This is a genomic window from Mesorhizobium sp. B2-6-1 (assembly GCF_006440475.1).
Classification (GTDB): domain Bacteria; phylum Pseudomonadota; class Alphaproteobacteria; order Rhizobiales; family Rhizobiaceae; genus Mesorhizobium.
Genome location: NZ_VFUH01000003.1, coordinates 305,619 through 318,169 on the forward strand (window position 1 = coordinate 305,619; position 12,551 = coordinate 318,169).

Below are 12,551 nucleotides of genomic sequence, written 5' to 3' on the forward strand. Positions count from 1 at the left end.
CGTGAGGCTGATTGCCCCGATGCATCAGCCGCACGTCCGGTCCGCCCGTCACCGGCGGCCGGAACGGCCGGAGCCGCCGCTCCCCGCGGCTCCGGCCCCCAATTCAGCGCGGCGCGGGTCCGCTCCCTGATACGCACCGAGGACGGCACCGTGATCCTGCTCGACAGGCTGACGGGCAGGGCGGTTTCCGCACCCGACCGGGTGACGGCAGAGGCGCGGCTGGCGCGCCTCGCCGCGCTGGACGGCCGGCCGGGCTGAGGCCGCCAATCCAACGGCCGACAGGCCGGATCGAACCCGACAATGCCCACCGCCTGCGGCGGGCCGACACCGACACTCGCTGGCCGCGTCGCGCGCTGCCGCGGCCGCGCAATGGACGGAGACCAGGACATGGCACTTTACGGCGACAAGGAATTGCAGGCGATCGCCGGCTGGCTGACGGACGGACTTTCCGCCTCGCGCATCGCGGCTCGGTTCAGCGCGTCGCGAGGCAGCCCGGTGTCGCGCGACGCCATCATTGGCATCGTTCACCGCAACGCCATGCTGAGTTCTATCGGCTTTGCCAACAGCAAGCGGATCGCGGCAGCCGAGAGGGCGAATGACAAAGCCGCCGACCGCGCCGCCAAGGCCGGACACAAGCGCGTGCCGAAGGGTGAAGGTGCGGAACGCCTCGCAGCGCGCGAGGCCGGCGTGCTGATCGCGGACGGGCAAGCCTACCGCCTCGAGGTACCGGTGCCGCGGCAAAGCCCGATCGGCCGCCAGCCGCATGGCGTGGCAATGCGCTTCGTCGACTGCCTGTTCGGCCGCTGCCGCGCTCCGCTCGACCTGGCGCTGGAGCAAAATCCGGAAAACGATGCTCCCGGAGGCCGGCCGGGCGTCCACATGCTGTGCTGCGGCATGCGCACAAGGGCGATGAAAAGCTACTGCACCTATCACCAGGCGCGCTTCCACCGGCGTGTCTGCGAGGCGGGGTGAGCTACCTTCCCGGTTCTCGGGAGACGATGCCGGCAGGAGGCAACGCCGGTCAGGATTGGGAACACATCCGAGAGCTTGGGAGATTGGTTCAGATGCAAGGTATCGAAGCGTTGGCGCCTCTCATTGGCCTGCTAAGCATTTCTCTCCATAAGACGGGGAGAAAGAAGCTTGCTGCAACGCTGGCTTTTCTTTTGCAGTGTTGGCGATCTGGCGAGAACGGCGGCCACGCAACGCTTTTATTTTGGCAGATCGTGGCCCTGCTTTGGCATCCGCACGCTCATTGCATCAGGCATCGCTGGCCGGCCGTCATCGCCGGCCAATATGCGGGTAACCCGCGCGAAGCCGGTGAACGCTTTCATCGCGTCGGCGTGCGAAATCTGCGCCGCGATGGCCGCACTGCACGCGTTGAGCGCACTGCGGTAGACGTGACCACGCCGTTCAACCGGCCAGCGCTGCAGGAAGTCGGCTGCCTCAACGACGCTGTCGATCACCTCGACATGCCCGTCCAGGCATACTTTGAGCGGAGATCCTGTTTTCATGGTACCCACGGCGGTTACCTTGGCGTTGCGCGCGGCTCGGAAGCCAGCCCCTATCAACGTGCAAGGCGGCGGCGCGGTTGCATCACGTTTTCAGCCGCCTCACGGGCCCGCGGCGGCGTCGAGCCATTCATGGGCGCGGCTACGCGGCTTTGCCACCAGCAGCCCCTGCTGCCCGGCCGCCTTGGTGAAAGCCTCGAAGGCGACGCGCTGGCGGCAGCTCCCGTCGATGGCGAGCCTGACCAGCCTTGCCGCATCCAGATAGGCGGTGGCCGTCTTGTCAGGCCATTGCCGGCGAAGCGCGGTCGCCGCCTGGGCGATGGAGCCCACCAGCATGGTCTTGTTGTCGCAGAAGCGCAAGGTCACCGGCATGAAGGCGGTCATGGGCATACCTCCTGTTGGTTTGGTGCGGCACAACGCCCAGCCTCGCCGCTGGTTCCGGCGCGCGCAGCCAATTTCGCCAGGGATTGCTGCCCCGCCAGCCAGCACCTCAATCCACTCCCCACAAGGACGCAGCCATGAGCAAGAAAGCCGCCAGATCAGCCAAACCGCAGACGCCGAAGCTGCCGAAGGGCGAGGCCGAGCAGGTGCGCATCCGCCGCGAGGTCGGCCATGATTTCGCGTTGCGGGACGATGAGTTCGGCCGCAAGCGGCTCGCAACCGGGACATCGGAGGCGCGGCGCGTCTATGAGGTGTCCAATGACGGCCATACCTCCACCGGTGGTATCGTGCGGGTGCGCAGCATCGATCCGCTGCTGGGCATCACCTCGCTGTCGCGCCAGCAGCGCGAAGCCGGTCTGCGCTACCGCGAGGATTTCCGCGCCAGCCAGCAGGCTGATATCAAGCCGATGCGCTGGAGCGAACGCGTCGACGGCGACAGGACAAGCGGCGGCATCACCGACAGCGTGCTCAATGCCGGACGGTCGCACGCCGCCGCGACCCGCGCGCTCGGCCATTGGGAGGTGGTCGACGTGGTCCGGAAGATCGTGTGCCTGGAGCAGTCGGTCAGAGGCGTGGCGGGAGAGATGAGCGAGGGCAGGGACGTGGCGGCAAAGCTGTTGAGAATCGGGCTCGATCTGCTGGCGATGCATTACGGGATGATGATGCGACGATAAGGTTGGGCCCCGAGGAGTTGCGGCGCGCACGACAAGTGCTCCGCTCCAGGGCATGGCGCTGTGCATGACATCCGGCCGGCGCGATGCCGGCCGGATTGGTTGTCAGGTCAACGCCTGCAGACGCGGACTCTCTCGATGACCCGATGGTGATGACGCCAGTGCTTGATCACCTCGGTGTGGCAGCGACGATGACCGTAGTAACGCGGACGGTAGCTCTCGTCATACATGCTGTAGCGGCGATAGTAGCCGTCATCGTCGGAATAATCGCGATAGTGGTGACGATATCTGGGAACATAATAATCGTCGTCATAGCCGTTGCCGATGCCAAGCGTGATGCTGGCGGCATTTGCCGGGGCGATCACGGCCACCGCCGAAGCGACGGCAATCACGGATGCGAGCAAGAGTTTCTTCATGGCAACCTCCTCTTTAAGGCTCATCTAATAAACGCTGCCCTCGCGGCCCTGTTCCCATAAAGCCGGTAAACCAATGTTTCGTGCCCGCGCGCGCTGTGAGGGGGCGGCGCCTTGGCAGCGCGCCTTTGAAGAAGGGACGTTAACCCCTTCTAAAACAGCGCCTTCTCCAGCGGCTTCTCCAGCGTCTCGGCGAAAGCGGTCGCCAGATGGTGGCGGTCGCGGAAGGCGATCTTGCCGCCGATGAAGACATGGCAGGTGGTCTGGTTGCAGAACTGGTCGGTCATATCGACATAGCGGGCGTTCGGAATGCTGCGCACGACGTCGCGCTCCACCGCGGCCATGGCGTCGTTGGCGGCATAGGCGCGCGTCTGATCACAGAGCGAGGGCGTGTCGCCGCGCCACAGCGCACGCGCCACGCAGGTGTCGACCTGCTCGTCGTTGAAGGGCACGTCGCGGATGAAGGCGACTTTCAGCCCGGCCTTGCTGAACGTCTCCAGCGTCGAACGCAGGCCAGCCTTCCACTCCGCGTCCTGACTGTCGGGCTCATCCTTGCCGGCGGCCATCTTGCGCGAACTGGTCAGGGCGATTTCCGAGATCACCACCAGGGCCGGCCTCAGCGCCAGGATCTCCTTGATCGACTGCTCGCGCCACTGGTCGCATTCGGCGTAGTCGCGCTTCAGCTTGCTCGACCATGTCGACAGCCGGGACGCCCGGCACGAGGATTTGAGCCAGGTAACCACCCGGTAATCGCGCTTTTCGGCCGCCTGGATCAGCGGCGTCGACCAGTGGTCGGCATGTGAATCGCCAAACAAGGCGATCGTGCCTTTCACATTCTTGGCGCCAAACACGCAGGGCTTCGGGGTGATGGTCTCGTAGTCGAGCACGCAGCCGCCCCTGGCGCGCGCGGTGGATGGACGCGCCGCACTTTGGGCGATGACGCGCTGCTCCGGATCGAGTTCGTGAACGGCAAACTTGGCATTGGCGTAGGCCGCGACCACGCCGGCGCCGGTCAGCAGCGCCGCGGGCACGAGCGCGCGGGCGGCGCTTGCCATCAGCCAGCCGTTGCGGCGCACGGGGTTTTCGATGACGTGATAGGTGAAGATGGAGAGCATCAGCGTCAGTGCCAGGCAGGCAAACCTGTCCAGCCCGGAAAGCTCCGCGGTGACCATTCCCGCATAGACGATGACCGGCCAGTGCCAGAGATAGAGCGAATAGGAGAGCCTGCCAATCGATTGCATGGGCGGCAGCGACAGGACAGCCGTGGGGCCGCCGGCCAGCTTGCCACCCGCTTGGCGCTCGCCTGCCCCGCTGACCAGCAGCAGCACCGTGCCGACGACCGGCAGCAGCGCCAGCAGGCCGGGGAAGGGCAGCGCCTCGTCCAGCAGCAGATAGGCGGGCACGATCAGCGCCAGGCCGAGCCAGCCTTGCGCGGCGCGCAGCCGCGGGTGGTACTGGAGGAAATTCGCCGGCACCATCGTAGCAAGCCCGCCGGCGGCGAACTCCCAGGCCCTCAGCGGCGAGAAATAGAAAGCCCAGGGCGGCGAAACGCTGGTCAGCCAGGCGCAGGCCACGAACGAAACCAGGCCGGTGACGCCGATGACCACGATAGCCGCGCGCCGTCCCGGCCGCAGCCATGCGGCGAGAACAAGCAGCGCCGGCCATGCGAGGTAGAACTGCTCCTCCACCGACAGCGACCAGAAATGGATGAACGGGTTGTTGGCGGCATCGGAGGCGAAATAGTCGAACGACCAGCGGATCAGCCACAGATTGATCATATAGGCCGAGGCAAACATCGCGCCCTTCGAATAGAGCGCCTGTTCCTCCGGCGACAGGATGAAGGCGCCGGCCAGCAGCGTGGCGAGGATGACGAACAGCGAGGCCGGCAGCAACCGCCGGGCGCGGCGGGCATAGAAGCGCCACAGGTTCAGCCGGCCGCTCTCGCCGATCTCCTGCAAAAGGTGTCTTGTGATGAGATAACCGGAGATAACGAAGAAGATGTCGACGCCGGCAAAACCGCCGGGCAGGGCGGCGAGGCCGAAATGATAGGCGACGACGCCTGCTACCGCCAGTGCGCGCATTCCCTCGATATCGGGTCGGAACGATGCTGCCACGACAAATCCTTCGTGCAAGCCCAACCCGCGACCATTGTTAGTCGGGGCGGATCGTATCGCAATGCAACAAATCTTTCGCAACGCAACATGGCAGGAAAAAGGACAGCGGCAGAAACGGAGATGACGGTGACGCGAGGCATGGATGACGCCTGCCGCCGGACGCCTCACATCTTATGTTTCCGGTAAATGGTGCCCGCCCTATTTACGACTAACATGTTAGCGTGATAGCACTGCCTGCGAACTGCTCTTTTGGAGACTCGCTGGTGACATCGCGCTTTGGTCTTTCGGTTGCCCTGGCCACGCCTTTCGATGCGTCGGGGCAGATCCTCATTCCCCCGATGGTGGCCCTGGCGCGGAGTTGCCTGGCGCAAGGCTGCGGCAGTGTGACGCTCTTCGGCACCACCGGGGAGGGCGCCTCGGTCGGCACCCAGGAGCGGCGGGCTGTCACCGAGGCGATGCTGGCGGCCGGCATCGCGCCGCATCAGCTTGTCGCAGGCGTGCTGGTCGATGCGGTCGAGGATGCCGCCGAGCAGGCTCGGCATGCCTTGCAGCGCGGCGCCCGCAACATCCTCCTAGCCCCTCCCAGCTACTTCAAGAATGTCGGCGACGATGGGCTTTTCGGCTGGTTTTCCGCTGTCTTTGCCGCTCTCGGTCCGCTGGCCCGCGGCGTGCTGCTCTACAACATTCCCTCGGTCACCACGGTGCAGCTTTCGCTGGGGCTGATCGGCCGGCTGCGCCAGGCGTTTCCGGACGTGGTCGCCGGCGTCAAGGATTCCGGCGGCGACTGGACCTATAGCGAGGCGCTGCTCGGCGCCCATGGCGATCTGGTGATCCTGATCGGTGACGAGCGGCATCTGGCGCGGGCGGTCAGGATCGGTGGCCAGGGCGCGATTTCGGGCATGGCCAATTTCGCCGCAGGCGAGGTCCTCGCCATGGCGCAGACGGGGCATGACGATGCGCGGGTCGAGCGTTTCGTGCTCGAGCTGCTCAAGCACCCGGTCATTCCTGCGGTCAAGGTGATGGTGGCGCGCAAAACCGGCGACGAGCGCTGGCTGGCGGTGCGGCCGCCGCTCGAGCCGATCGCGGCGCCGGGGCGCCAGCAGCTTGGCGCTGCCTACGACACTCTTTTCGCGGCCGCGGCGGCCTGACGGGAAGGGAAGCGCTGAAATGGCCAATGGCGGCGACCAGACAAATCTGCGGGAGCAGGCCTATGCCAGCTTCACGCGGCATTTGCTGGCACGCGACCTCAAGCCGGGCCAGTTCGTGTCGCAGCGCGAACTCGTCGCCTTCACCGGCCTGCCGCTCGGCGCCATCCGCGAGATCGTGCCGCGCCTGGAAGCCGAGGGGCTGCTGACGACGATCCCGCAGCGCGGCATGCAGATTGCGCACATCGACATCAGCCTGATCCGCGAGGCCTTCCAGTTCCGCCTGTTCATGGAGCGCGAGGCGGTGGCGCTGTTCACCGTCAGCGCCTCCGACGACGAACTCGCGCGCTTGCGCCGCGAGCATGAGGACATGCTGGCGCAGGCGCTGGCGCAGACCCCGACGCCGGAGATGGAGGCCAGGGCTCAGACCATCGACTGGGCCATGCACGATACTTTCATCGATGCGCTCGGCAACGAGATCATTGCCAAGGCCTATCTGGTCAATTCGGTGAAGATCCGCCTGATCCACCAGGAACGGTTCCGCATCGACGGGCGCGTGGTGCCGGTGATGCGCGAGCATCTGAGCGTGATCGAAGCCCTCGAAAGCCGCAATCCACAAAAGGCGGTCGAGGCGATCAGCCAGCATATCGACAATGCGCGCCGGCTGGCGCTCCATATCTGAGGAAGCAGGCCGCGCCGTGCCTGTCGCGGCGCAATCGACAACGACAGCAACCGGGAGGAAGAAATGCCGTCCAATCCATTCAACCCAACCAGAAGGCAGCTCCTTGCGGGCGCCGCCATGCTCGCCGGCGCCGGCTTTGCCGGTATCCGCCCGAGCCTTGCCGCCGGCGTCGAGTGGAAGCGCTTCGCGGGCACGACGCTCGATGTCAATCTGGTGAAAAGCCCGCGCAGCGACACGCTGATCAAATATCTCGCCGAGTTCGAGGATCTGACGGGCATCAAGGTCAATGCCGAGGCGACGCCCGAGCAGCAGCAGCGCCAGAAGACGGTGATCGAGCTCAGCTCCGGCAAACCCAGCTTCGACGTCGTGCATCTGAGCTACCATGTGCAGAAGCGGCAGTTCGAGAAGGGCGGCTGGCTGGCCGACATATCGGGCTACCTTGCCGACCCGACGCTGACCGATCCGAGCCTGGTCGAAAAGGACTTTGCCGATGCCGGCATGCTGTTCGCCAAGGACGGCCAGGGCGTGCTGCGCTCGCTGCCGTTCTCGGTCGACTACTGGATAATCTACTGGAACAAGGAGCTGTTCGAGGCCAAGGGCCTCAAATACCCCGAAACCTTCGATCAGCTCGTTTCAGCCGCGGAGGCTCTGACCGACCCGTCGACCAACACCTACGGTTTCGTCGCGCGCGGCCTCAAGAACGCCAACACGCCGGTCTGGACCTCGCTGATGCTCGGCTACGACATGACGCCGCTCGACGACAAGGGCAAGCTGCGCACCACCGCGCCCGAGGCGGTGGAGGCGGCCGCCCTCTACCAGCGGCTGATGACCAAATCCGCGCCGCCCGGCGTCACCGGATTCAACTGGGCCGAAGCGCAATCCGCCTTCCTGCAAGGCAAGATCGGCATGTGGTTCGACGGCGTCGGTTTCGCGCCGCCGATGGAAAATCCGGAGAAGTCGAGGGTGGTCGGCAAGGTCGGCTACGGCGTCATGCCCAAGGGCCCCAAGGCGCATGCCTCGGGTACGTTCGGCGACGGGCTCGGCGTGACAACGGCCAGCGAGAAGAAGGAAGCCGCCTATCTCTTTTGCCAATGGGCGGTGTCGGCCGGCATGGGCGCGCGGCTGCTGCAGGCAGGTGCCGGCGTGCCGTTCCGCAAATCGGTGCTGGAAGACCCCAAGGTGCGCGAAGGCGTGACCATGCCGGCGAGTTGGCTCGATGCCGTGGTCGGCTCCGGCAATGTCAGCCGGCTGGCGCTGCCGGTCATCATCCCGGTCACCGAATTCCGCGACATCTATGGCGTGGCGCTCAGCAACCTGCTCGCCGGGGCCGACCCGGCGGAGGAACTGAAGAAGGCGACGGAACAGTTCCAGCCGGTCCTCGACAGGAGCGAGCAAGGCTGATGTCCGCAACTGCCCCAGAGCGCGCCGGGGCGACGACGGATCGCGCCGGGGCGACGACGGATCGCGCCGGGGCGACGACGGATCGTACCGGGGTGATGAAACAGGCAAGCGAAGGGGGCCGGCCCGTCAAGCTGGCTCCCAGCTACTGGCCCTTCGTCGTCCCCGCGCTGGTCGTCGTCGGCGCCGTCATCGTCTTTCCCTGGGCCTTCACGCTGTGGATGAGCGTCAACCGCTGGACGCTTGGCCAGTCGCGAAGCTTCGCGGGGATGGAGAACTATCTGCGACTGGTCGGCGATGGGCGGTTCTGGGAATCGCTCGCGCACACTTTGTCCTACACTTTCCTCTCGGTGGCCGCGCCGATGCTGCTCGGCACGGTCGCGGCGCTGATCTTCGATGCCCGGTTCCCGCTGCGCGGCGTGCTGCGCGGCATTTTCGTGATGCCGATGATGGCCACGCCCGTCGCCGTGGCGCTGGTCTGGACGATGATGTTCCATCCGCAACTCGGCGTGCTCAACTACCTTCTGTCGCTGGTCGGCATTCCGGCGCAGGAATGGATATTCAATGCCAGGACGGTCATCCCCTCGCTGGTTGCGGTCGAGACCTGGCAGTGGACGCCGCTGGTGATGCTGATCGTGCTGGGCGGGCTGGCCTCGGTGCCGCGCGAACCCTTCGAGAGCGCCGAGATCGACGGCGCCAATGCCTGGCAGCAGTTCCGTTACCTGACCCTGCCGATGATCGCGCCGTTCCTGATGATCGCGGTGATCATCCGCACGATCGACGCACTGAAGAGCTTCGACATCATCTATGCGATGACGCAGGGTGGGCCGGGCACGGCCTCCGAGACCATCAACATCTATCTCTACAACATCGCCTTCTCTTATTACGACGTCGGCTACGGCTCGGCCATGGCGGTGGTGTTCTTCGTTCTTATCGTAGCGCTGTCCTTCGTCCTGCTGATGCTGCGCCAGCGCAGCCGCTGGACCGACGCGGAGGGCAAATAGATGCGTTCGCGACTGCTCAACCGGATCGGCCTGTTCTTCGCCGCCCTGGTCTTCGTCTCGCCGGCGATCCTGTTCTTCCTCTGGATGCTCTCGCTGTCCCTGAAATTCGAGATCGACAACGGCGCCTCGCCGCCGGTCTTCATCCCCGAGCACGTGGCCTGGTCGAACTATGCCAAGGTGTTCGAGGAGAACAATTTCCTGCTCTACTTCTGGAACTCGGTGCTGGTGACCGGCACGGCGACGCTCTTGGCGCTGCTGATCGGCGTGCCTGCCGGCTACGGCATAGCGCGGCTCAAGGCCGAACGGTCGGCGGTCGTCATCATGATCGCGCGCATGACGCCGGGGCTGTCCTATCTCATCCCGCTGTTCCTGCTGTTCCAGTGGGCGGGCATATTGGGCACGCTGTGGCCGCAGATCATCATCCATCTCGTGGTCACGGTGCCGATCGTGGTCTGGGTGATGATCGGCTATTTCGAAACCACGCCGATGGAGCTGGAGGAGGCCGCCAGCATGGACGGCGCCTCCTCATGGCAGGTGTTCCGGCTGGTCGCGTTGCCCATCGCCAGGCCAGGCATCGTGGTGGCCTTCATCCTGTCCATCATCTTCTCCTGGAACAATTTCGTCTTTGGCGTGGTGCTGGCCAGCCGCGAGACGCGGACCTTGCCGGTCGCGGTCTACAACATGCTCTCCTACGAGCAGGTGAGCTGGGGGCCGCTGGCCGCCGCCGCACTGGTGGTGACGCTGCCGGTGCTGGTGCTGACCATGTTCGCGCAAAGGCAGATCGTCGCCGGGCTGACCGCCGGCGCGGTCAAGGGCGGCTGAAGCCGACGACACTCTTTCCAGGTGAGGACATGAAATGGCAGCGGTGACCATCAACAATGTGCAGAAGGCATTCGGAGCGACCAGGATCATTCACGACGTCAGCGTCGACATCGCCGATGGCGAGTTCGTGATCCTGGTCGGACCTTCGGGCTGCGGAAAGTCGACGCTGCTGCGCATGATCGCGGGGCTGGAGACGATCTCGGCCGGCAGGATCGCCATCGGCGAGCGGGTCGTCAACGATCTCAGGGCGCGAGACCGCAACATCGCCATGGTGTTCCAGAACTACGCGCTCTACCCGCATATGACGGTGGCCGACAATATGGGTTTCGCGCTCAAGATCAAGAAAGCCGATCCGGCCGATACCGCCGGCCGCGTCAACAGGGCGGCGAGTATCCTCGGCCTGGAAAAGCTGCTCGACCGCTTCCCGCGCCAGCTTTCGGGCGGCCAGCGCCAGCGTGTCGCCATGGGGCGCGCCATCGTGCGCGACCCGCAAGTCTTCCTGTTCGACGAACCGCTCTCCAACCTGGACGCCAAGCTGCGCGTGCAGATGCGAGGCGAGATCAAGGCGCTGCACCAGCGGCTGGGCACCACCACCATCTATGTCACGCATGACCAGATCGAGGCCATGACCATGGCCGACAAGATCGTGGTGCTGCATGACGGCCTGGTCGAGCAGGTCGGCGCGCCGCTCGACCTCTACGACCAGCCGGCCAATCTCTTCGTCGCCGGCTTCATCGGTTCGCCCGCCATGAATTTCATTCGCGGCCGCATCGAGGAAGGCGTCTTCCGCAGCGCAGGCGGGCTGACCTTGCCGCTGCCGGCGCCGCTTCATCCGGCACAGGTCCCGGGCGGAGGGCTGGTCTACGGCATCCGCCCCGAACACATCCGCGCCAGCAGCCAAGGCATACCTGGCAGCGTCACGCTGCTGGAAGCCACCGGCTCGGAGATCTTCGCCAAGGTCGACTGCGGCGGCGAGGAGATAGACTGCCTTTTCCGCGAGCGGCTGGCGCTCAAGCAGGGCCAGCCGGTGCGCATCGAGGTCGACCGCGCCTGCGCGCATCTGTTCGACGCCGAAACCGGCCGGCGCGTCGGCGCATGACAACAGCCCCGCGGGACGGGGCTGTCTTCAGGGTGCGGGCTACAAAAGCCTGCTTCTAGGCCGGTCTATTTGCTGCCGCCATTCGCCTTGACGCTGCTGCAGAACTCCGGATGGCTGTTGGCGGCGTTGGCGTCCTTGGCCTCGTCGTCGCAGGCCGTCATCATCATCTTCTGGTCTTCCGGAGTGAGCGCTTTCCACGCCTTCGTGAACTCGTCGCTGCTGCGCATCTTCTTCATGCTGGAGTCGGTGTAGAAGGGCTGCATCTTGGCCGGGTCGTCGAGTGCCGACGTGCCCTTGTTCGCGGCGGCGAGGGCCGAGCCCGCGAGCATCGAAAGCGTCATCGCGCCGACGCAGATCATCTTGATGTTCATGATAGGATCCTTCCCTGTTGCTCTTCGACCGTCGAAGCAACGATCTTCAAAGAAACGGAAGGTTTGGAGGAAAGTTCCGGTTCGCCATGTCAGCTGAGGCCCGGTCTGAACAAATATATTGTTCAACGGCGGCGAAACTTTCCGCTTTTTTCTTCGTTTGGCTGCATCGTTAGATTTGCAGCGGGGGCACATCGCACGGGATAGCGCCTTCCTCTTCACCCTAGCGCGGCTGGACCAGAGTCCGCGCCGCCTCCGCTCCCGCCGTCAGCATGCGATCGGACAATTCGGTTCCCTCCACCGCGCGGGACAGTTGAAGGGCGCCGATGAGCGCCGCGAAAACGCCCAATGCAACGCCCTCCGGATCAGGGATTCCAGGCGGCAACTGCGCCGATAGCTGGCGCACCAGAGTCATTAATCGTTCGGTGTAGAGCGCGCGGGTCTCGGATGGCTGACGCGCGATTTCGGGCAACAGCGCCGCCGAAGCACAGCCGGTCTCCGGATGATCCCGGTGCTCGGGCGACAAATACATGGCGAGGGCCAGATCCAGCCCTCCCGAGGCCAACGCCTCCTGCAATTGCTGCGACTGAGCCTCCAGTGCCGCGACCATGCTCTCGCGGACGAGTTCGGCCTTGGATTGAAAGTGTGGATAGAAGGCGCCGTTCGTCATGCCGGCGTCGCTCATGATGCTTGCCAGTCCGGATGCGGCGATGCCGTCACCGCGAAACCGTTCGGCGGCGACCTCCATGATCCGGCTGCGTGATGCGTCCTTCCGGCCTTTTTCGTAGCGCATGGCGCTCCTTCCGCTTCCCTATTGCATTACACTCGTAATGTGATATTACGATCATAATTCAATCATCGCCGAGAGGCAAGACCTCTCGAGTTC

Annotated in this window: 14 protein-coding genes; 8 read left to right on the plus strand and 6 right to left on the minus strand. The window is 65.0% G+C overall.

Annotated elements, in window-relative coordinates:
- The first annotated feature begins 387 nt into the window (after positions 1-387).
- Entirely contained in the window at positions 388-972 is a 585-nt protein-coding gene (locus tag FJ443_RS09220) for a GcrA cell cycle regulator (protein ID WP_140663630.1), read from the plus strand.
- 236 nt (positions 973-1,208) lie between these two features.
- Here the strand turns inward: FJ443_RS09220 and FJ443_RS09225 are convergent, their stop codons facing one another.
- Both FJ443_RS09225 and FJ443_RS09230 read right to left on the minus strand, forming a co-directional pair.
- The gene (locus FJ443_RS09225; RefSeq protein WP_181167247.1) at positions 1,209-1,511 is read right to left on the minus strand and encodes a DUF982 domain-containing protein; all 303 of its coding nucleotides are present in this window, start codon (positions 1,509-1,511) and stop codon (positions 1,209-1,211) included.
- Positions 1,512-1,610: 99 nt separating this feature from the next.
- Entirely contained in the window at positions 1,611-1,892 is a 282-nt protein-coding gene (locus FJ443_RS09230) for a DUF982 domain-containing protein (RefSeq protein WP_140499114.1), read from the minus strand.
- A gap of 134 nt (positions 1,893-2,026) precedes the next feature.
- On the opposite strand from FJ443_RS09230, the gene FJ443_RS09235 reads away from it, so the two are divergent.
- The gene (locus FJ443_RS09235) at positions 2,027-2,623 is read left to right on the plus strand and encodes a DUF6456 domain-containing protein (RefSeq protein WP_140521422.1); all 597 of its coding nucleotides are present in this window, start codon (positions 2,027-2,029) and stop codon (positions 2,621-2,623) included.
- A 107-nt stretch (positions 2,624-2,730) separates the two neighbouring features.
- Here FJ443_RS09235 and FJ443_RS09240 read toward each other — a convergent pair whose 3' ends face one another.
- Both FJ443_RS09240 and FJ443_RS09245 read right to left on the minus strand, forming a co-directional pair.
- Positions 2,731-3,036, minus strand: coding sequence for a hypothetical protein (locus FJ443_RS09240; protein WP_140499110.1), 306 nt, complete (start codon positions 3,034-3,036; stop codon positions 2,731-2,733).
- 149 nt (positions 3,037-3,185) lie between these two features.
- Positions 3,186-5,147: an acyltransferase family protein gene (locus tag FJ443_RS09245; protein ID WP_140663632.1), complete on the minus strand. Its 1,962-nt coding sequence runs from the start codon at positions 5,145-5,147 to the stop codon at positions 3,186-3,188.
- 263 nt (positions 5,148-5,410) lie between these two features.
- Between FJ443_RS09245 and FJ443_RS09250 the strand changes: the two genes are divergently transcribed.
- From FJ443_RS09250 to ugpC, 6 genes are all read left to right on the plus strand, one after another.
- Positions 5,411-6,295, plus strand: coding sequence for a dihydrodipicolinate synthase family protein (locus FJ443_RS09250; RefSeq protein WP_140663634.1), 885 nt, complete (start codon positions 5,411-5,413; stop codon positions 6,293-6,295).
- 19 nt (positions 6,296-6,314) lie between these two features.
- Positions 6,315-6,974 carry a GntR family transcriptional regulator gene (locus tag FJ443_RS09255; RefSeq protein ID WP_140499104.1) on the plus strand — a complete coding sequence of 220 codons (660 nt, stop codon included), beginning with the start codon at positions 6,315-6,317 and terminating at the stop codon, positions 6,972-6,974.
- A gap of 63 nt (positions 6,975-7,037) precedes the next feature.
- Positions 7,038-8,375, plus strand: a complete 1,338-nt coding sequence (locus tag FJ443_RS09260) for a sugar ABC transporter substrate-binding protein (RefSeq protein ID WP_140521425.1) — start codon at positions 7,038-7,040, stop codon at positions 8,373-8,375.
- Between the two features lie 95 nt (positions 8,376-8,470).
- The gene (locus FJ443_RS09265) at positions 8,471-9,376 is read left to right on the plus strand and encodes a sugar ABC transporter permease (protein ID WP_140521586.1); all 906 of its coding nucleotides are present in this window, start codon (positions 8,471-8,473) and stop codon (positions 9,374-9,376) included.
- A complete protein-coding gene (locus FJ443_RS09270) occupies positions 9,377-10,198 on the plus strand; it encodes a carbohydrate ABC transporter permease (protein WP_140521426.1) in 822 nt (273 codons plus the stop codon).
- Between the two features lie 34 nt (positions 10,199-10,232).
- Positions 10,233-11,297, plus strand: a complete 1,065-nt coding sequence (ugpC, locus tag FJ443_RS09275; RefSeq protein WP_140663636.1) for a sn-glycerol-3-phosphate ABC transporter ATP-binding protein UgpC — start codon at positions 10,233-10,235, stop codon at positions 11,295-11,297.
- Positions 11,298-11,362: 65 nt separating this feature from the next.
- Here the strand turns inward: ugpC and FJ443_RS09280 are convergent, their stop codons facing one another.
- Together FJ443_RS09280 and FJ443_RS09285 are read right to left on the minus strand one after the other, a co-directional pair.
- Positions 11,363-11,668: a hypothetical protein gene (locus FJ443_RS09280; protein WP_140499097.1), complete on the minus strand. Its 306-nt coding sequence runs from the start codon at positions 11,666-11,668 to the stop codon at positions 11,363-11,365.
- A 220-nt stretch (positions 11,669-11,888) separates the two neighbouring features.
- The gene (locus tag FJ443_RS09285) at positions 11,889-12,458 is read right to left on the minus strand and encodes a TetR/AcrR family transcriptional regulator (protein ID WP_140559838.1); all 570 of its coding nucleotides are present in this window, start codon (positions 12,456-12,458) and stop codon (positions 11,889-11,891) included.
- Positions 12,459-12,551: the final 93 nt, after the last annotated feature.